This window comes from Vibrio ouci (genome assembly GCF_004551525.1).
In the GTDB taxonomy this organism is placed as follows: Bacteria; Pseudomonadota; Gammaproteobacteria; order Enterobacterales; family Vibrionaceae; genus Vibrio; species Vibrio ouci.
The window spans coordinates 56,877-76,352 of the sequence record NZ_SATR01000003.1 but is presented as its reverse complement, the minus strand read 5'-3'; the positions used below and the strand labels follow the sequence as shown (position 1 = coordinate 76,352).

22 protein-coding genes are annotated in these 19,476 nt (G+C 42.6%); 6 read left to right on the top strand and 16 right to left on the bottom strand.

The features are described 5' to 3' along the window. Positions 1 to 8: 8 nt before the first annotated feature. The 3 genes from coaD to ELS82_RS03225 are packed head-to-tail and all read right to left on the bottom strand — an operon-like array spanning position 9 to position 2,668. On the bottom strand, positions 9 to 491 hold the full coding sequence (coaD, locus tag ELS82_RS03235) for a pantetheine-phosphate adenylyltransferase (protein ID WP_053438737.1): 483 nt from the start codon (positions 489 to 491) through the stop codon (positions 9 to 11). A gap of 23 nt (positions 492 to 514) precedes the next feature. Next, a complete protein-coding gene (locus ELS82_RS03230) occupies positions 515 to 1,570 on the bottom strand; it encodes a glycosyltransferase family 9 protein (protein ID WP_134834207.1) in 1,056 nt (351 codons plus the stop codon). Then, positions 1,571 to 2,668, bottom strand: coding sequence for a glycosyltransferase family 9 protein (locus ELS82_RS03225; protein WP_208733129.1), 1,098 nt, complete (start codon positions 2,666 to 2,668; stop codon positions 1,571 to 1,573). 69 nt (positions 2,669 to 2,737) lie between these two features. Here ELS82_RS03225 and ELS82_RS03220 point away from each other — a divergent pair, with 69 nt between their 5' ends. From ELS82_RS03220 to ELS82_RS26875, 3 genes are read left to right on the top strand one after another with little or no spacing between them, the layout of a single operon-like run. Next, positions 2,738 to 3,457 (top strand): 3-deoxy-D-manno-octulosonic acid kinase, encoded by a 720-nt coding sequence (locus ELS82_RS03220; protein ID WP_134834206.1) that lies wholly within the window; start codon positions 2,738 to 2,740, stop codon positions 3,455 to 3,457. Positions 3,458 to 3,461: 4 nt separating this feature from the next. Continuing rightward, positions 3,462 to 4,553: an acyltransferase family protein gene (locus ELS82_RS26880; protein ID WP_244230745.1), complete on the top strand. Its 1,092-nt coding sequence runs from the start codon at positions 3,462 to 3,464 to the stop codon at positions 4,551 to 4,553. After that, positions 4,516 to 5,421, top strand: coding sequence for an SGNH hydrolase domain-containing protein (locus ELS82_RS26875; protein ID WP_244230744.1), 906 nt, complete (start codon positions 4,516 to 4,518; stop codon positions 5,419 to 5,421). The genes ELS82_RS26880 and ELS82_RS26875 overlap by 38 nt, the downstream gene beginning before the upstream one ends. Before the next feature lie 9 nt (positions 5,422 to 5,430). On the opposite strand, the gene ELS82_RS03210 is transcribed toward ELS82_RS26875, so the two are convergent. From ELS82_RS03210 to radC, 12 genes are all read right to left on the bottom strand, one after another. Further along, positions 5,431 to 6,321, bottom strand: coding sequence for a hypothetical protein (locus tag ELS82_RS03210; protein ID WP_134834205.1), 891 nt, complete (start codon positions 6,319 to 6,321; stop codon positions 5,431 to 5,433). Positions 6,322 to 6,323: 2 nt separating this feature from the next. Continuing rightward, on the bottom strand, positions 6,324 to 7,064 hold the full coding sequence (locus ELS82_RS03205) for a glycosyltransferase family 25 protein (RefSeq protein WP_134834204.1): 741 nt from the start codon (positions 7,062 to 7,064) through the stop codon (positions 6,324 to 6,326). Further along, entirely contained in the window at positions 7,061 to 8,359 is a 1,299-nt protein-coding gene (gene waaA, locus ELS82_RS03200; protein ID WP_134834203.1) for a lipid IV(A) 3-deoxy-D-manno-octulosonic acid transferase, read from the bottom strand. The genes ELS82_RS03205 and waaA overlap by 4 nt, the downstream gene beginning before the upstream one ends. Continuing rightward, positions 8,359 to 9,411 carry a lipopolysaccharide heptosyltransferase II gene (gene waaF / locus ELS82_RS03195; RefSeq protein ID WP_134834202.1) on the bottom strand — a complete coding sequence of 351 codons (1,053 nt, stop codon included), beginning with the start codon at positions 9,409 to 9,411 and terminating at the stop codon, positions 8,359 to 8,361. The genes waaA and waaF overlap by 1 nt, the downstream gene beginning before the upstream one ends. A gap of 3 nt (positions 9,412 to 9,414) precedes the next feature. After that, positions 9,415 to 10,341, bottom strand: a complete 927-nt coding sequence (locus tag ELS82_RS03190) for a glycosyl transferase family 90 (protein WP_134834201.1) — start codon at positions 10,339 to 10,341, stop codon at positions 9,415 to 9,417. Then, positions 10,338 to 11,537, bottom strand: a complete 1,200-nt coding sequence (locus ELS82_RS03185) for an O-antigen ligase family protein (RefSeq protein WP_134834200.1) — start codon at positions 11,535 to 11,537, stop codon at positions 10,338 to 10,340. The genes ELS82_RS03190 and ELS82_RS03185 overlap by 4 nt, the downstream gene beginning before the upstream one ends. Further along, positions 11,518 to 12,276 carry a glycosyltransferase family 25 protein gene (locus ELS82_RS03180; protein WP_134834199.1) on the bottom strand — a complete coding sequence of 253 codons (759 nt, stop codon included), beginning with the start codon at positions 12,274 to 12,276 and terminating at the stop codon, positions 11,518 to 11,520. Before ELS82_RS03180 ends, ELS82_RS03185 begins: the two co-directional genes overlap by 20 nt. Before the next feature lie 115 nt (positions 12,277 to 12,391). Further along, complete coding sequence (mutM, locus tag ELS82_RS03175) at positions 12,392 to 13,198, bottom strand: bifunctional DNA-formamidopyrimidine glycosylase/DNA-(apurinic or apyrimidinic site) lyase (protein ID WP_134834198.1); 807 nt, start codon at positions 13,196 to 13,198, stop codon at positions 12,392 to 12,394. 20 nt (positions 13,199 to 13,218) lie between these two features. Continuing rightward, on the bottom strand, positions 13,219 to 13,701 hold the full coding sequence (locus tag ELS82_RS03170) for a hypothetical protein (RefSeq protein ID WP_134834197.1): 483 nt from the start codon (positions 13,699 to 13,701) through the stop codon (positions 13,219 to 13,221). A 299-nt stretch (positions 13,702 to 14,000) separates the two neighbouring features. Beyond that, entirely contained in the window at positions 14,001 to 14,171 is a 171-nt protein-coding gene (rpmG, locus tag ELS82_RS03165; protein WP_004410866.1) for a 50S ribosomal protein L33, read from the bottom strand. A gap of 13 nt (positions 14,172 to 14,184) precedes the next feature. Next, positions 14,185 to 14,421, bottom strand: coding sequence for a 50S ribosomal protein L28 (rpmB, locus tag ELS82_RS03160; RefSeq protein WP_004410867.1), 237 nt, complete (start codon positions 14,419 to 14,421; stop codon positions 14,185 to 14,187). Between the two features lie 276 nt (positions 14,422 to 14,697). After that, positions 14,698 to 15,366, bottom strand: coding sequence for a RadC family protein (gene radC / locus ELS82_RS03155; RefSeq protein WP_134834196.1), 669 nt, complete (start codon positions 15,364 to 15,366; stop codon positions 14,698 to 14,700). 234 nt (positions 15,367 to 15,600) lie between these two features. On the opposite strand from radC, the gene coaBC reads away from it, so the two are divergent. The 3 genes from coaBC to ELS82_RS03140 all read left to right on the top strand — a co-directional run bounded on the left by coaBC (position 15,601) and on the right by ELS82_RS03140 (position 18,473). Continuing rightward, on the top strand, positions 15,601 to 16,806 hold the full coding sequence (gene coaBC, locus ELS82_RS03150; RefSeq protein ID WP_134834195.1) for a bifunctional phosphopantothenoylcysteine decarboxylase/phosphopantothenate--cysteine ligase CoaBC: 1,206 nt from the start codon (positions 15,601 to 15,603) through the stop codon (positions 16,804 to 16,806). A gap of 117 nt (positions 16,807 to 16,923) precedes the next feature. Then, the gene (gene slmA, locus ELS82_RS03145) at positions 16,924 to 17,514 is read left to right on the top strand and encodes a nucleoid occlusion factor SlmA (protein ID WP_004410873.1); all 591 of its coding nucleotides are present in this window, start codon (positions 16,924 to 16,926) and stop codon (positions 17,512 to 17,514) included. Positions 17,515 to 17,519: 5 nt separating this feature from the next. Beyond that, on the top strand, positions 17,520 to 18,473 hold the full coding sequence (locus tag ELS82_RS03140; protein ID WP_134834194.1) for a Kdo(2)-lipid IV(A) acyltransferase: 954 nt from the start codon (positions 17,520 to 17,522) through the stop codon (positions 18,471 to 18,473). A gap of 173 nt (positions 18,474 to 18,646) precedes the next feature. On the opposite strand, the gene pyrE is transcribed toward ELS82_RS03140, so the two are convergent. Further along, a complete protein-coding gene (gene pyrE / locus ELS82_RS03135; RefSeq protein WP_005472617.1) occupies positions 18,647 to 19,288 on the bottom strand; it encodes an orotate phosphoribosyltransferase in 642 nt (213 codons plus the stop codon). Positions 19,289 to 19,476: the final 188 nt, after the last annotated feature.

Genomic DNA, 19,476 nt, shown 5'->3' with positions numbered 1-19,476 from the left:
TCTCTTTACTATTTAGCTGCTAACTTTTTGGTAATCGCACGGTGAACGCACTTTGGAACAAATTGCTCTACTTCACCACCATGAATCGCGACTTCACGAACAAGAGTAGAAGAAAGAAACGCATACTCTTCAGCAGGTGTTAGAAACAAGCTTTCAAGTTCTGGCTTAAGACGGCGGTACATGGTCGTTAAGCCAAACTCATACTCAAAGTCCATTGTTGTTCTCAAGCCTCGAACCAATATCGTCGCTTTCTTTTCTGTTGCAAAATCAACCAGAAGACCACTAAAGCCATCTACTGATACATTGTTAAGCTCTGAACAGGTTTCTCTCAGCAGTGCTACTCGCTCCTCAAGAGAGAACAATGTATTCTTACTAGGGCTTTCTGCAACACCAATAACGAGGTGATCGAACATACTCGCTGCTCGTTTTACTAAGTCGTAATGACCATTGGTCACTGGATCGAAAGTTCCTGGGTAGATGGCGATACGCATAACTATCCTATATATTCCGTTTCTTATTGCACCGCTGACTTTTCAGCTTGTGGTGCAGTCAATACTTTATCTAATTGCTGCTCGACTAACTCAACAGAGATGTTCGACATTAAGTCAGATCCTTTTACCCTCGCGCCCCAAGGTAAATCAGAGACAGCTTTACCATATTGGGCTTCTGCAACTTGCTCATAAACAGAGGCCACATACGGCAAACCATGATAAGGACCTGTTCGGCGAGGATTACTATGAGCATAGAGACCAATAACAGGTGTACCTTGCGTCGTCGCAATATGGGCGGGGCCGGAGTCGGGAGCAATCACAACTTCTGCTTTTGAGAGTACCGCCGTCAACTGCTTTAAGTTGGTCTGTCCAACGAGATTATGAATCGATGTCTCGGCAAAACCTATGATGCTACCCGCTAAACGATGCTCTCTATCAGTGGGAGCGCCACAAAGCACGACTTGATAACCTTTTCGAGCCGCATAATCAGCAATAGTCGCATAACGTTCCGGAAGCCAATTGCGCTCATCTTTACTGGCTGCTGGGCTAATCACAATATAAGGTTTACCGCCAAGTTGATCCAGCGCCGAATAATCGCTCTCTGCAAGTGGGATATTCCATTTCGGAGCTTGGGTAGGACAATCTAAATAAAGGGCAAACTGAGCGAAATTGTCGAGGACATGAGGGGCATCCGTGGCTGGCAGCTTCATATTAGTAAATAACCACTGACCTTCTTTCGCTCTACTCCAGCTAAATCCAACTCGTTTTCTTGCTTTTATCCCAAGCGTTAACAAACTTGCTCTCAGAGCGACCTGCATATGTAGTAGGTAATCAAAATGCTGCCCTTTAAGCTTCTGCCATACCTCTTGCATCCCTTTTAAACCGCGTTTTTTATCGAAGACAACAACGTTAATACCCTCTAGGTCACCTAATAGTTGCGCCTCAATTTTTCCCATTATCCAAGTAATGTTACAACTCGGATAGCGTTGTTGAATCTGCTGCACGACAGAAAGGGCATGGCAAACGTCGCCGATCGCAGAGAGCCTCAATACACAGATACTTTGTGGTTCAGGAATCATTTACTCGCTCTCTTGCAAAGGAATCATTGTTCTAACGGCGTCGACGACGGCATCAGGGGTAATATCCTGTAGGCATGGAGAATATAAATCATCACTGATCTTACATTTATTGCCATAACAAGGTACACATTCTCGTTGTGACTGAACTAAACAAATATTGCCTACAGTTTGAAAAGGCGTGCCATTAGTATAAAGATTTTTGTCCACATCGACAGACAAAGCGTATGGCCAAGGTGACCACATGCTCGCAGGTGCAACACTAATAATCGAAACAATTGGGATGGGGTAGCCCGATGCCATATGCCCAGGCCCACTGTCAGGTCCAACAAAGCCATGGCTCATCTTTAGTAAGCTCGATGTTTGAGCAAGAGTCAATTGACCAAGAACACTCACTAGATGTGGTGATTCGGGTAAAGCGGCGAGAATCTCTTCCACGATCATTCTATCGCGTGGAATATCAGCCCCAGTCAACACTATCTTATATCCATCCTCTAATAGAGCTGTTATCACCTCTAGCCAATAGTTAACTGGCCATTGCTTAATTTCATTGGACGATGGCGCATGGACCACAATGAAAGAGTCGGGTAGTTTCTTCATGACCTCATTAGGTAACGCTTCTTCTGGAGAAATGAGTCGAGGTTCGATCTCAACCCCTATCAATTTCAACATCCGTGCGGCGCGACTCATCTTATGTTCAAAACGATGTTGCTCAACAATATGATGATTAAAGATAAACTTCTTTAACCAAGCACCGCCAAGAGACTCATCCACAGCCCCTAAACGCTTTTTACCAAACACAAAACTGTAGATAGCCGTGCGATCATTGAGCATTTCATTGACGACAAGATCATAACGCCCCCGCTGACGAAGAATGCGCAAGTAATCTTTGACCTTTGGACGAGGAGGAATTTCAACCAGTTCATTAATATCTGGGTTAGTACCAAACACCATCTCACCTCTCGCATTCACAAGTACGTCGATTTTAGCGTTTGGATACGCTGCTCGAAGGCTACGAGTAAAGGTTGTGATCAACAAACTGTCTCCAATGCAGTGAGTTGCGATGACAAGAATCTTTCGATAATTATTTGAGAGGCTCATTTGTGGCAAGTGTTTGATATAATCATCCGTCTAGTATGCCACAAACTGACCAAGTCGAGACAGAGATAGATGTTCGAGCAAACACAAATCAATAACACCACATACTGGCATGACCCTTCGCTTTTGCCAGAAAATGTTGAACAAGCTTTCTCTATCGAATATTGGCAAGAGAACAATGCTGTGACGGGCAGCGCTCAAGGCCGCGGCACGACTTGGTTTGTACAAGGGGAACAAGGTGAGTTTGCGCTAAGGCATTACCGCAGAGGCGGTCTATTTGGCAAACTCATCAAAGATAGCTATTGGTTTACCTCACTCGAAGATACGCGAGCCTATCAAGAGTTAAAACTATTACGCCAGCTAATAGAGTGTAATGTAAACGTGCCAGCTCCTGTTGCAGCTCGAGTGACTAAAAGTGGTCTAACCTATCAAGCGGATATTATTGTTCAGCGGATCAGTAATGCTAATGACCTTGTCGGATTACTATCCCAACAAGTGCTACCTAAAGAGCTCTTTAAGAAAGTCGGTTGGGAAATAAAGAAAATGCATGATGCTAGCGTCAATCACACCGACCTTAATATTCACAATATTTTGATCGACCAAAGCAACCAGGCTTGGATTATCGACTTTGATAAGTGTAAAGCCGAAGAGAAAGATAATGGCTGGAAGCAAAGCAACCTAGATAGACTCAAACGTTCTTTTGACAAAGAAGTTCGGCTCGGTACAATCCAGCTCCCAGATTATGCTTGGACAGGCCTAGAAGAAGGCTATAAAAGTAACGAAGACGTATAAAACCATGAACTTTCGCCACGATATTAATGCCCTGAGAGCTGTCGCCGTTGTTAGCGTAGTGATCTTTCATTTTTTCTCGACATACTTACCTGGCGGCTATGTGGGTGTCGATATCTTCTTTGTGATATCCGGCTACCTAATGACTCGGATTGTCACGAGCAAATTAGACGAAGGAAACTTCTCGTTTGCTAGTTTCTATGCAGCTAGAGCAAAACGTATTATCCCTGCCTTAGCCGTCATGTGTCTGACGATACTTATTGTATGCCTTTTTTACCTTACACCGTGGGACCTGAGAAAGCTTGGCAAGCACATACTAGTAAGCATTGGCTTTGTATCCAACTTCACCTATTTGAAAGAAAGCGGCTACTTTGATGTTGCTGCGCAAAGTAAATGGCTACTCCACACTTGGTCGCTCTCCGTTGAATGGCAGTTTTACCTTGTTTATCCCGTTTTACTGGTAAGTATAAAAAAGGCTCTACCTAAAATGAGCCTAAACCTCGCATTATGGTGTTTAACCATAACGAGCTTTTCGCTTTGTTTATACTATGTTCATACCAACCCTGACCAAGCCTACTACCTATTTCACACCAGAGCATGGGAACTACTCATTGGCGGTGTAATTGCAACCCAGAAAATTCCTCAGACTTTTTCTCGCAATGTACAACTCAGTCTATCTGTTGTTGGATTAAGCTCCATAGTCAGTGCTCTATTTCTCTTTGATCACACGACCCCCTGGCCAGGATTCGGAGCACTATTACCCGTTTTAGGTGCCTCCCTTGTATTGTACGGCAACACGAATAACCCAAATCTTCAATCAAAGTTTGATAATAAAGTAATAGCCAGCTTAGGGTTATGGTCGTACTCCATTTACCTATGGCATTGGCCTATTAATGTTTTCATTAAGTCGTTCACCAACAGCACTCTACTTTTTAATACTTTAGGCATCCTTCTATCAGTAGCTCTTGGCTGGCTGTCTTATTCAACAATTGAACAATACAAGCCTATTGTTAAGCATTCTAGAGTTAAGGGATTTTTTTACTTTTCCACCCGTAGTCATTGTGCTAATCACGGCCATTATTGGACAGCTGATCTATGACAGTGACGGTTTACTTTGGAGGTTAAGCAAAAACGAACTAATCATCGCTGAAGCTATTCAAGATCGAAACCCAAGAAGTAAGCAATGCCATGTAGAGTTTGGGGAAGTCCCGGGGTGTAAATATGGTGATGGAGAAGTGGGTGCCATTGTACTTGGTGATAGCCACGCACAGTCTGTAGTAAGAAGTGTAGAGAAATCGACACCAGAGAGCGAGTCCACTTTAGACTGGACCATGAGCTCATGTCCTACTATTTCTGGAGTCAAAAGAGTTCTATCCGATGGAACTACCTCTGAAGACTGTGGAAATTTTGTTAGTAGCAGTATTGAAAAGATCTCAAAGCAGTATCAAGGCGTTCCTATATTTATAGTGAATAGAACTCCTTTATATCTGTGGGGAGCAAACGATGCAGATTGGAAAGGGGAAAGAGAAAAAGCCAACCTGATTATTGATGAAAAGAGATCATCAGTGATAGATGATAACTACCGTACTAACTTTTTAGCACAGTTTGGATCTACGATATGTCAAATCAGTCAATACGCTCCAGTTGTCGTGCTAAAAACAACGCCTGAACTTATCAATGATGTTCCAAAAACTATGTTTAAGAGGGCAATCCAAGGTAAAGATGACATAAGGGTTAAGATTCCTATGTCTGACTACCTATCGCGCTCACAACAGGTAGACGCCTTTTACGCTGATTTAGCAAGACGATGCGATGTGACGATTATCGATCCGACAGATACTTTCTGCGACCAAGAGTACTGTTATGGTGATGATGAAGGTAGACCACTATACTTCGATGATGACCACCTAAGTGAATATGGTGCGAGTAAGCTAATCCCTCTATTCAAAAAAGTATGGGGACAATAGTCCCCATCTTTATTCTTCTTTTAAGCCGAAAAGCTTACGCAGTTTTTTTTTCTTTTTGTAGATATGGCCACGAATCACTTCGAAAAGTGGGCGAGTAAAGCTGACATCTTTTGCTAATTTGATCTGCTCTTCAAAAGGCTTATTGCCGTGCGAAACAAAGAAACTTTCAAGCACCTTTCTTCCCCAGTCCTTGCGACCGCTAGTAGAATAGTGCTTGAGCCATTCTTTGCTTGGTACTAATGTTACTTCTCGGCTCAAAGCTTCAGATAGAGCAAACTGCTCCAATGTATGAGCTTTACAGCCACCGTTACGCAGCGCCTTGATAAGTTGGTCAGCATAATCAAATGCCTTCAATTGCGCGCCGGTAATTCCGATAACAGCCGAAGCCCACATTGTCGACTTGTCATTGACGCTATAAGTCGAGCCATCCTCAAGATCAAAGATTTTGTTAAGAATAACGGCGTATTCATTAGTTTCAGGCAGAGAGTTAATTGCCACTTCAGGAAAAAACATCAGTGACTGCTCTGCTAAGATGGAATCAAAGTAGATATTCGTCGACTGCTCAAAATACGTATCAGTATCTAGGAAAAGTAGCTTATCTTCTTGTTCTAATTCTAACTGTTCACCAATGTACTTTAAGCCTCGGTTTTTGATTCTAAAGTGATAAGTATTATTCAGGCTCCACTCTCTCTTTTGCTCCGCATTAATTGGGAAAAGATGAATAGGTAACCCCGAAAAATGCTCCGTTTCTTCTGCAAGAACAACGACCTCTGGCCTAGAGCTCTCATTTCCTTGCCAATTAGCTAAGAAAGACAAGATGCAGAACCGAGCCCCCTGATAATAAGTCTTATCATTGCCATAAATGACAAAAGCTAAGTATTTTTTCGCTGTTCTAGTCATGTTCAATACTTCGTTACGTTTTCAAATAGAGCTTTTTGCTTTTTACTTACATGGCTTCGAATATGTGTTCGATAGCCTTCTTTGAACCAACTTCTGACCGTTGCGTATAAACCTGAAGTACGCCCACTCAATTGACTTTCAAACATACCAACTTTACTACCCTGCTTCACCACAGGAGGATGTACCCAATACAGGTTAAATTGAAGTTCATCAATCTTATCGCCAATTAAACCATCGATTGGCGAATCAATTTGTTGAGATTCGATGTATTCGACCATTTTTTTCGCAAAGACTAAATCAAAAACATAGCCTCCGCATAGCTTGTTCACCTTACAAGGATATAAGTATTGGTTTGATTTTCTTACACTTAGCGGTACCGAGTTAGATGCTTCCTCAATATTAGCGAAATAATTACTCTTACCTTCTAGCTCAGACAGAATGAGGGAAAAATCTTGGGTGAAGCTCCCAACTAATAACGCATCATCTTCTAACACTAAGACTTGTTCTATGTTTTGTTCAACAGCTTCTTTCATCACAAGGTAATGTTTATAGAAACAAGACTTTTCAGCTAACGAGAGTTTCGAACCAAAGAACTCATGACGTACAGCATCACTCAAATCATCGATATCACCTCGAAGCATATACTCATACTCATTGATACCTCGAGAAGGAAGATGACTATCAATATGCTTACGTCGTTCTTCATAACCTTTGCTGACGTGAATAATGAATGTTTTAATCACTTAGAACTCTCTATAAATCTGTTGATAATATCGACACTACGCTGAAGCGCACCTTGGTTTTGTTCTACAACTGCCAAAGCTGCCCTACCACCGTGCTCTAACTTTTTAGGTGATGATAAGCACTCAATAACCTTGCTGGATAATTGCTCTTCATCCTCGACGACTTCTAGAGCACCTGCTGCAACAAGCTGCTGACCAAGATCAAAAAAGTTATAATAACTTGGCCCGGTAATAGTCAGCTTAGAAAGCATAGCGGGCTCGATAAAGTTATGTCCACCAACCTTATCTCCGAGAAGGCTCCCCCCCATGAAAACAAGATCACTAGCGGCAAGAAACTTGATCATGTCCCCCATAGTATCACCCAAATAGACATCTGTACCTTCAGGTAACCTACCTAAACAGCCACTACTTCGCCTAGCCAAAGACAGCTGCTGACTTTTTATAAGTTCAGCCACAGAGTCAAAACGCTCAGGGTGGCGCGGAACCAGTACTAGTAGTAATTCTGGATGTTCCAATTTTGCAGATTTAAAAGCAGAAAGGATATGTTCGTCTTCACCGAGATGCGTGCTTGCTGCAACCAATACCTTTCGGTTATCACCAAATTGACGCTTTAGCTTTTGGCCTTGGTGGTATGCCTCTTCATCAATTATCACATCATACTTGATCGAACCAGTATCAATAACCTTTTTACTACTGATTCCTAATTGTCGAAAGCGCTCAGCATCATCAACGTGAACAGCCATTATTGTCGACAATTTCTGCAATATTGGTGATATCAGTAAGCTAAGCTTCCGATAGTTTGAAAATGACTTCTGAGATAGGCGCCCATTCACAAGCACCATAGGTACATTGTGCGAAGCGACAGTATGTATAGTGTTAGGCCACAGCTCTGTTTCAATAATTAGCATTGCTTCAGGCTTAATAGCGTTAAGAAACTTACGTACACACCAAGAGAAGTCTATAGGCATATAGCGATGAGTAACATGATTACCCAATTTAGAGACTTGCTCAGCGCCAGTACTGGTTGTGGTAGTGACAAGTAGCTGCTTGCCCGGGTATTTCTCAGCTAAGCGACTCACGAGCCCCTTACACGCCAGAACCTCTCCTACAGAAACAGCATGAACCCAAATGACACCTTTTCTCGGAGTATCTAGTTTGGGTGTAAAGCCAAAATGCTCTTTCCATCGCTGTCCAAACTTGGGTTTATTAGGTTTTGAACGATAAAGCCCCCAAAGTAGCAAGGGGCTAACACATGCTAGTAACAAGGTATAAGCTAAGCGAACCAATAGAGCCATTAACCTACAACCAAAGCATCGAGTTTAGTAATTGCCTCAATAACCTTCTCTGGCATAAGTTCTTGTAAGCATTTAAGGTGCTGCTTAGGGCAAGTACGTTCAAAACAAGGGCGACATTCAATATCTGTATTTAGAATAGCCAGCTTGTCAGTGAGTGGTGGTGTGTATTTTGGGGAGCTTGAACCATATACTGCAACGACATTACAACCCACCGCAGCGGCGACATGCATTAGCCCTGAATCATTACTCACAACCGTTTTACATGCACCAATCAAGTCGACAGCTTGAACTAAAGAAGTACTACCCGCTAGGTTGTAGCAATGTTGCTGATTCTCTGGAGCGACCTGTTCGATAATGGCAGACGTCACTTCACGATCCTTCGCTGAGCCGAATAGCCAGACTTGGTAGCCCTTACTAATCATCTCTGAAGCCACGCGAGCAAAGTGCCCCTCAGGCCAACGCTTAGCAGGCCCAAACTCAGCTCCTGGGCATAAGCCAAGAATCGGACGCTTTTCAGTAAGCTCAAACTGCTTCATTGCTGCTTGCTGAGTTTCTGCCTGTAAACTTAAAGCTGGATACGGCAAATTTTTCAACTCACCTAAACATCCACTGCCTGTCATCGCAGATTTTGAATGGGCTAAAGCAACATAGCGCTCCAGCATATACTGGAACGACTTTTTATTGGTGCGAATATCATTGAGAAGGCCAAAACGCATTTCCCCTTTCCAACCAACTCGTTGCGGTATTTTGGCAAAAAATGGGATCAGAGCAGACTTAGCTGAATTAGGTAATACATAAGCTTGAGTGTAGTTTGAACTTCTTAATCGCTTACCCATTTGGTAACGAGTTTTGAGGTCAAACTGTCTATGACCAAGCGGCATTTCTAACGCTTGGTCAACTTGTGGCATTCTCTCAAGGATAGCTTTACACCATGCTGGCGCTAGCACGTCTATCTGTGAGTCTGGGTACTGTTTTTTAAGCTCAATATACAGCCCCTGAGACATGACCATATCACCAACCCAAGAAGGGCCTACGATTAGAATTTTTTCCATTGCTTACTTTTTCTCTAACTGCCCAGATAGCTCAAAGTATCGTTCTAATGTCTTAATGCATACTAACTGCTCTAGCTTCTCATCTTTAAATGGAGCGATATAATCATGAGCATTTTTGACGATTTTCTCTGCTTCTAGTGGGTTATCAATGTAAAACTGAATCTTTTCTTCAAAGTCAGACCAATCATCTTCCACTTCAATATAATGTACACCCGCTTGAAGAGTGCCTTCCATAAACCAAGTTTCAAACTTCATTTTTGGTGTAACCACCACCGAGTTTGAAGACATAGCCCACTTTAAGTTGGAGGCAACATCATTTCCTTCTAAACAAATCAGGAACTTGTATTGAAGCTGCTCTTCAACAGACATAAATGGCTTTTGCCACCCAGGGTGTTCATCTGAGTTGTTTGACTGGCCAGCATCAACTAAGGGGTGGTTAAACATTTCCTGCATAAATCGAATTCGATGTGGTTGGGTAACCGCACCTCGAAATACTGCTGCATCTTTTTTATCAGAAAAACTAAGCAGGTCTTCTACGAAACGGAAGTGTCTGCGTTTATCAAGTTTAAACAATACTGAATTAACATTGTCACCCTCGATTGGCCTAGCTTTAAAAAGCGTTGGAGCTGACTCTATATGTGTTTCATCGCCAAAATAGTAGTTAAATCGATATGATTTAGGAAAGTAGTGGAGGAATTCTTTTAAATCAAAGTAATAGGATGTGTAGCCTTTACGCCTGTAATCAGAAACCTTTGTGAATTCATTATTTAGTGCAAAGTTGCTATCTAACTTGCAATAATAGCTCACTCTACTTTGTATCCAATAATTATGGCTAGTGTAAGTCTTTTCTAATGATCGTTTTCGAAAGTCAAACAAAAATCTTGGTATAGTTTCTAAAAAGGCATGCTTGAGATAGTATAGTATTTTCACTCTCTCTCCTTTTCATTTGACAGCATCATAGTAACGCTACCAATAATAAACATATAGTAGATTGCGGCTTGGGCATTAATGAATGGCGCATCAGATAGGTTACATATTGCAATAAACAGTGCAGGAGCCCATAACAATGCTGATCCATTTTCAGTAGAATATACTCTAGAAAGCCAAATAGGGTAGAAAAGGAAAGTTAAAAATATACCACCACCAACAACACCATAAAGAACAAATTTATCTAAATAACCATTATGGAAAGTCATTGATATTAGTCTATTAACATAGGAGTTTATTCTAGCTTCTGATTCTAGCCTATCAAATTCTACCTTAATATCCTTACCAAAACCAAATACTGGTTTCTGTTGCCAAAGTTCAAACCCAATACCAACCATCTGTAATCTAATACCAATAGAAGAGGTATAGTTGCCTTTATGTATTACATTGAGCTCTTGAATCGTACCCTCTATTCTATTTTTTACTAAAGGAATTTTAGACATCCCATAGCAAGTCACTATCAAACCCAGCAATACACATATAAGCATAGCCTTATGGCTTTTATATGCTACATACGATAAAATGAGAAAGACAACGGCAATCAAGGAGATCAACGGTCCCCTTGATTCACTAAGCAATAGACCGACTATAGATAGAGAAAATGATATAATCAAAATTGGGACTTTTTTCTGGTCAAAACGAGAAAATAGAAGTCCGAATGAAGAGGTAGCGACTAAACCGCAAATAGTCGCAAAAGGGATGGCATTAATTGGCCATTGACCTCGCTCTAAAGTAACAGTAACTTGGTAATAATAGCCGTATAAAGAACATGAAATGGCAGCAACTAGCAAGAACCACTGCAGACGATTTTTAGCATAAAAACTTTTTGGGATTGCCAAAAATAAGAACAACATAATCAATGTGGCTCTGAGCTCTCTTGAGTCAAAACCATACAATTCATATGCTATCGCACCAAACAATCCATTAATAAGTAGTAATTTAATCCAAAAGCTATTCTTAAAATTATCTTTGATTACCTCAAAACGAAACCTAAAGATAGAAATAACAGCTATAGCTAAAACTATTGGTACAAGGCGCATGTCCCCATCGCCGTCCCATAACATTCCCGTGGTTATCCAAAAGGCCGGAGCTAAAAATAGTAAGGACGTGAGTTTGTTTCTACTTGTGATTTCTGACATTTTCAAACACTCTTAAAACTCGTTTATTTACATGACTCCAAATATATTTTTTATGATAGTTTCTTATCAAATAACGGACTTTATCCATTAACCCTGTACCTTCAGCATTTATAGCACTCGCAAAAGTGCCATTTTTACTTCCTTGCTGAACTAAAGCAGGCTGCGACCAATATATATTAAAACCAATTATATCTCGCATTTCGCTTTGATAAATATCAATAGGTAAATTAACTGGATATTGATTAAGGTAATCGTAGAGTTTCTTTGCTGCCACGTAATCTATAATATAGCCACCAGTCATCTTTGTATGGTTAGCTAGGTAAATATACTGATTGCATCTACGATACTTAAAAGGAACACTAAGGTAAGCACTTTCAATATTAACTAAATAGTTAGACTTTCCTTGTAACTCCTGGAGCACTAAAGCCAGTTTTTCAGAAAAATCACTGGTTAGGTAGGCATCATCTTCCAAAACTAAGGCAAATGGAATATCCCTCTCAACTATAGCTTTATAGGTAAGATAATGCTTATAAAAGCATGACTTCTCTGGTGGGGTTTGCTCACTGCCTTTAAAAAGTGTATCTAAAACATCCTCTGTCAGATCCTTAATATCACCATCAAGCATATACTCGAAGCGTTCCAGACCTGACTCTGGTAAATGTTTGTCGATATGCTCTCGTCTTTCGTCATATCCTTCACTAACGTGAATAACAAACACATGCTCAATGGGTTGCACCATTTAAGGCATCTCCTACAACAATATGGGGCGAAACAAAAGAACAGATTATATCTTGAGTGGGCATATGTTTCACGCAATCTTAGCAATACTGTGTAAGAAAACGAGAGCCTTGACTTTACTTCTGACACTCACCACAAAAAAACGTATTTCTTTGCCCTATTTTCTGCTCTGAGATCGGCTCACCACAACTTGGGCAAGGTTCACCAGCTTGGCCATACACTTGTAGTTCCTGAGCAAAATAGCCCGGTTTTCCATCAGCTTGAGCAAAATCTTTGAGGGTTGTACCACCTTGCTTGATTGCAGTATCGAGGACTTGCTTAACCTCATTGACAAGTAATGCCCACTCTTTACTCGTTATCTCACCTGCTGGTCGGGTTGGATGAATTCTAGCGCCAAATAAAGACTCGTTTGCGTAGATGTTCCCTACACCTACAACCACCTTGTTATCCATAATGAATTGTTTAACTGCAACACGCTTCCCTTTGGCTTTTTCGGCTATGTAGTCAGCATTAAATTCATCTGTTAGTGGCTCAGGCCCCATTGCGCCGAGCGCAGTATGGTTGCCATCTTCGGTCCACAACCAAGCACCAAAGCGTCTTGGGTCGTTGTAGCGCAGCACTTTGCCATTGGTAAGCTTGAGATCAACGTGATCATGTTTGGCTGGTGCAATTTCAGCATCAAGAACTCTCAGTGAACCTGACATACCTAAGTGGACAATTGCGCAGCCAACATCAGTTTCAATCAGCAAGTATTTGGCTCGGCGAGAGATATTACGAATCACCTGCCCTTCCATCTGCTTTAACTCTTGGGGAATATCCCAACGCAGCTTCAGAGTGCGAAACGTCAGCTTGGCAACGGTTTCTCCAATCAAATGTGGCGATATTCCCATCCTACTGACTTCAACTTCAGGTAATTCAGGCATGACAAGGTCCTATGATGCGGCTATTCAGGCATAAGATAACGAGGTTCGACTGAGATTGCTATCCACTTGCCCTGCCAATTTTTCAGCAGCCAAAACTGCGGAGTTTGGTAAAAAGTGATCCTTTGCGGCTCTTCTTGATCGAAATACCACACCTCGATAGTTTCAGGTGAGCCTAATTGAGGCTTCAAATCATCAAAGCTTTGTTGATTAACTTCCGTACCCACCAGCTCTTGCCAGCGTTTTACGAGGTCAGCTTCTGGAATTACACTAGGAATAGAGCTTCGCCACCGGCCTTGATTGTTTTCTAGTGACCAATTGGCAAAATGCAGCGCTTGAAGATCTTGAGTTGGATTGAGTAGATACGGGTGCTGACTGACAACCGCTGGCTCATCAATTAAGTAGGTTTTGATTAACGTTGGCAGGTTCAGCAAACCAATAAAGGCAATAATACCCAGAATCAGGATGTTGTTCCAACGTCGGCGACGGGCAGGTGACACTCGCATATCATTTCTTCGCAGCTATTAACTGCCTCAAAAGTAGCAGAAAAGTGGGAGGGTGGCGAGGTAGACCTTACATATCTGCAAGCTTGTCATCCTCAAGAGAGAGGAACGAACGAGTTGGGGATCTCATTAACCTGATAAAACGAAATCAAGAGATTCCCTACTCTCTCCTTCGTCGTTCTATGGAATGACAGCTCATGACAACGAACACTACTAATGTTGCAGGTAATAAAAAACCCAACCATATTGCTATGATTGGGTTTCAATTCACGCTTCCCGAAGGAAGTTCAAAGAAGAATCAATTACTTGATTTTAGCTTCTTTGTACATAACGTGCTGGCGAACTACTGGATCAAATTTCTTGATCTCAAATTTGCCTGGCATGTTACGCTTGTTCTTATCAGTCGTGTAGAAGTGACCAGTACCTGCAGAAGATACTAGACGGATTTTCTCACGTACGCCTTTCTTTGCCATTGTCTATTTCCTCTTAAACGTTTTCGCCGTTTGCACGGATATCAACAAGAACAGCATCGATGCCTTTCTTGTCGATGATACGCATACCTTTAGCAGATAGACGTAGTTTAACAAAACGTTTTTCGCTCTCTACCCAGAAACGATGAGTTTGTAGGTTCGGCAGAAAACGACGCTTAGTAGCATTGCGTGCGTGTGAACGGTTGTTACCCGTTACTGGACGCTTACCAGTTACTTGGCATACTCGTGACATGAATGTCTTCTCCAAAATCGTTTCAGCTCGATATCAACCTTGGTGGCCGAACCTCTCAGTTTCTAAATTAGAAGTTTGAGGTCTTATACCGCTATGGAAACCCATACAAGGCTATCAAAGGTCGCGCATTATACTAACTTGAGTAGCATTGCTCAAGACCCGAACAGATCCTTTTTACAGGTTTTCCTGATCTTTTTTAGGCAGAGCTGATTTATGTGCTAAAAAATGTCGGGGGATTGTAGCAGAAATCAGCGAACTCACAACTAAAAATGTGATTTAAATCCAACCACGTTCTGCGAAGGAAACAATTTCACCATCTCCAACCACAAAATGGTCTAAAACTCGAATGTCGACTAAAGCCAAGGCATCTATGATACGTCGAGTAATCCGACGGTCGCTCTGACTAGGCTCTGCAACGCCTGACGGGTGATTGTGAGCAAGAATTAAAGCAGCCGCATTGTGCTCTAATGAGCGCTTCACCACCTCTCTAGGATAAACAGAAGCTGCATCTATCGTGCCTTGAAATAGTGGCTCGCCACATATCACTCGGTGTTGGTTGTCTAAAAAGAGTACATAAAACTCTTCACGCTGCTTATCTCTTAGCAATCCGGATAAATAAAGTTTGGTTTGATCCGGACTTGTCAGTGCTTCACCCCGCTTAAGTGTTTCAGCTAAATAGCGCTGAGTCATCTCTAGCGTCGCCTGCAATTGAACAAACTTGGCCACACCTAACCCCTTATGATGACAAAATTCATTAAGATCAGCTGAAAACAATGCTCTTAGTGAGCCAAATTCTTTAATAAGGTGGTCTGATAGCGTTAACACATTCATTCCCTGCGTTCCAGTGCGCAGAAATATCGCTAATAGCTCTGCATCGGTGAGTGAATGTGGACCATGTGAGAGTAACTTCTCTCGCGGCATGGATTCTTTGGGTAGCGCATTCATTTATAGACTCTCTGACTAATTCATAGCCAAGAGAGTACTTAAGCAACCACGAGCGGCTCAAAGTTAACCACTAGAACACGAGAGAACTCCGCGTATTCAAGGTATGAATTGCAATCAAAGTAGGCCGTTTAGCGTGCTGGCTCATATTTCAACTTCAATATCTCAGATACCGAAACTAGGCACGTAAATAGCAGCCATGGTATCTTACGGTCAGAATTTTTAAGGAAGATCATCATGCAAACACTCGCTGGCAAAAAGATCCTTTTAGGCATTAGTGGTGGCATTGCCGCATATAAATGTGCCGAACTGACACGCCGCCTTATTGAACGTGGCGCTGAAGTTCAGGTTGTCATGACTAAGGCAGCAAAAGAGTTCATTACTCCACTCACCATGCAAGCCGTCTCAGGCAGACCAGTATCAGACAGTTTATTAGATCCTGCCGCTGAAGCCTCCATGGGGCATATTGAGTTGGCGAAATGGGCTGATTTAGTATTACTTGCGCCCGCTACCGCTGATCTTATCGCGCGAATGAGTGCAGGCATGGGTAATGACTTGCTCACTACACTGGTTCTAGCAACCGATTCCCCTATTGCCGTTTCTCCAGCAATGAATCAACAGATGTATCGTAATCTCGCGACTCAAGAGAATATCGCTACTCTAGAGCGTCGAGGCATGCACATTTGGGGACCTGCTGCAGGCGAGCAAGCGTGTGGTGATGTCGGTCCTGGTCGAATGTTAGAGCCAATGCAGCTTGTTGAGCGTTGTGAACAATTCTTTGGTGATAAACCTCTGCAAGGTAAGTCAGTACTTATTACCGCAGGTCCAACCCGCGAAGCGATTGACCCTGTGCGTTATATCTCTAACCATAGTTCAGGCAAGATGGGCTTCTCATTAGCTCAAGCGGCAACTCAGCTCGGTGCAAAAGTTACTTTGGTCTCAGGCCCTGTGTCACTGGCAACCCCAGCTGACGTCGAGCGTATTAATGTCGATAGTGCTCAAAGCATGTTTGATAACGTGATGGATAACGCGACAAAGCACGATATCTTTATCGCTTGTGCGGCCGTGGCCGATTATCGACCGCAAACCATCGCTGAGCAGAAAATCAAAAAGACCGATGATAGTGACCAAATGACGATTACTATGGTCAAGAATCCCGATATCGTTGCGTCTGTCGCCAAACTTAGCGAATCAAGACCGTTTACTGTTGGCTTTGCAGCAGAGACTCAAGACGTCGAACACTACGCACGCACCAAGCTTGCAAAGAAGAACCTCGACATGATTTGTGCTAACGATGTCTCAGTAGAAGGACAAGGATTCAACAGTGACGACAATGCCATCACCATGTACTGGAAAGATGGTAAGCAATCACTTACTCTAGCGTCCAAGCAACAGATTGCATCACAAATCATCCTTACTATCGCAGAGCGACTAGAAGCCTAAACGGCCATTACTCTCATTGAGTAATCCGCAGCGATAAGTAATAGAGCTTATATGCTATTTGGCTCCGAGATTAGCGGAGCCTTTTAATTCAGAATGGTAACAGAAGGAAAACAGTTCATGGCCGGAACAAGAAAATCCAACCGCCGAGAAGAAATTTTGCAAGCATTAGCGGAAATGCTGGAGTCCAATGAAGGCGCTTCTCGCATCACGACTGCAAAACTGGCGAAACAAGTTGGTGTTTCTGAAGCTGCTCTGTATCGCCATTTCCCGAGCAAAGCTCGAATGTTTGAAGGATTGATTGAGTTCATCGAAGAGTCATTAATGTCTCGCATTAACCGTATCTTAGATGAAGAAAAAGATACCCTGACTCGAATTCGATTGGTGCTCCAGCTGATCTTAGCTTTTGCAGAGCGTAACCCAGGTCTGAGCCGAATCCTTTCTGGCCACGCTTTGATGTTTGAAAATGAACGTCTACGTGAACGTATCAACCAGCTGTTTGAACGTATCGAAACCTCTATTCGTCAAATTTTGCGTGAACGTAAGTTGCGTGAAGGTAAATCTTTCCCTGTTGATGAAAAAATCTTAGCTGCCCAGTTATTGGGACAGGTTGAAGGTAGCCTTAACCGCTTTGTTCGTTCCGACTTTAAATACCAGCCTACTGCTAATTTCGAAGAGTACTGGGCTCTACTAAGCGCACAAATTAAGTAATCGCTATGACAAAAAAATCGACCGTTGAGAAACCTAAGTTCACGCTAGCTCTCCTCCACCCTAAATATTGGGGTGTATGGTTTGGTTTCGGCTTACTGGCCCTTATCGTTAACCTGCTACCTTATGCAGTGCTTTATCGTATCGGGCGTGGCATTGGCAAACTAGGTATGAAAGCGGGTAAATCTCGTGTCAAAGTAGCGCGTCGCAACCTAGAGTTAGCCTTTCCTGATATGGAACAGGCTAAACGCGAGGAAATGGTCGAAGAAAACTTCAAGAATACCGGTATGGCGCTGATCGAAACGGGTATTACTTGGTTTTGGCCAACATGGCGCTTTAAGCGAATTTTAGTGGCTAAAGATGTTGAAGAACTCAAACGTCTTGATCAAGAAGGCAAAGGCGTATTGCTTTGCTGTGTCCACGCACTAAACCTTGAGATTACTGCTCGAGCTTTTGGTGTTTTAGGCTTGCAAGGCTATGGTGTTTACCGTCCACATAGCAACCCTGCTTATGAATTTATCCAGTATCGTGGACGTTCTCAAAATGGCAATCAACTGGTTTATCGCCGTGATATTAAACAGATGATCCGAGTGATGCGTGATGGTGAACGCTTATTCTACCTCCCAGATCATGACTATGGCCGAAATAAGTCTGTGTTTGTGCCTTTCTTCGCTGTAGAAGACGCTTGTACGACCACAGGAACCAGCATTCTTGCCTACACCAGTAAATGTGCCATAGTCCCTGGTTCTGGATTTAGAAATGCGCAGGGTAAGTACGAAATCATTGCTGATAAATCTATTGAAGCCGATTACCCACATAAAGATGAAAAAGCCGCCGCAGCCTATATGAACAAATATGTAGAAGAGATCATTCTGCGAGCACCTGAGCAGTGGATGTGGCTACATAAGCGCTATAAGACGATGGAAGATGAAAGTCTCGAGAAAGGTATTCGATACAAGTAGTCTCGATTAGAAAAGTAAAAGGGGCTGATGTTTACGCATCAGCCCCTTTGTTTTAATAGGAGCGTCATTCTCAAGAGGGAGATACGACCGAGTTGGGAATCTTTTCAAGCAAGTAGCAAACTTCGAGAGATTCCCTACTCACTCCTTCGTCGCTCTATGGAATGACGGTTATATTAGATGCCGTACTCAGCGCGGTACGCTTTTACTGCTTCTAGGTGCTCTGCGTCAGTACCTTTCTCTTCTAAGAAAGTCACTAGGTCAGTCAGGCTAACAATTGAAATGATTGCACAGCCAAAGTCACGCTCAACTTCTTGGATTGCTGACAGCTCACCTTTACCTTTCTCTTGGCGGTCGATTGCAACCAACACACCCGCTAGGTCGGCGCCGTTTGCTTGGATGATTTCCATTGACTCACGGATTGCCGTGCCCGCAGTGATTACATCGTCCACCAGCATGATACGACCTTCAAGTGCGCTACCTACTAGGTTGCCACCTTCGCCATGATCTTTTGCTTCTTTACGGTTAAAGCAGTAAGGCGTATCTACATCGTGGTGATCGGCAAGTGCAACCGCTGTAGTAGTCGCGATTGGAATACCTTTGTACGCAGGGCCAAATAGTACGTCGAACTCAATGCCAGAATCCGCTAGCGCAGCTGCGTAGAAACGACCTAGGCGCGCTAAGTCACGACCAGTATTGAAAAGACCAGCGTTAAAGAAGTACGGGCTCTTACGGCCAGACTTTAAAGTAAACTCGCCAAATTTTAGGACTTCTTTCTCTAGTGCAAACTCAATAAATTCACGCTGGTATGCTTTCATTACTTTCTCTCTAAATAAAAGGTCTAGTTTTCTAGACGGTTCATAACATAAAGAAACATTTTCTAAATAGATGGCTTGGCAGCTAGGCAACAAGCGCTTTCAGCCCTATGAGCATAGGGAACCTATGTGATTAGGGGGAAAGAGTGCAGTTAACAACGCTGCAATGCTATCTATGACGAAAATAAAAA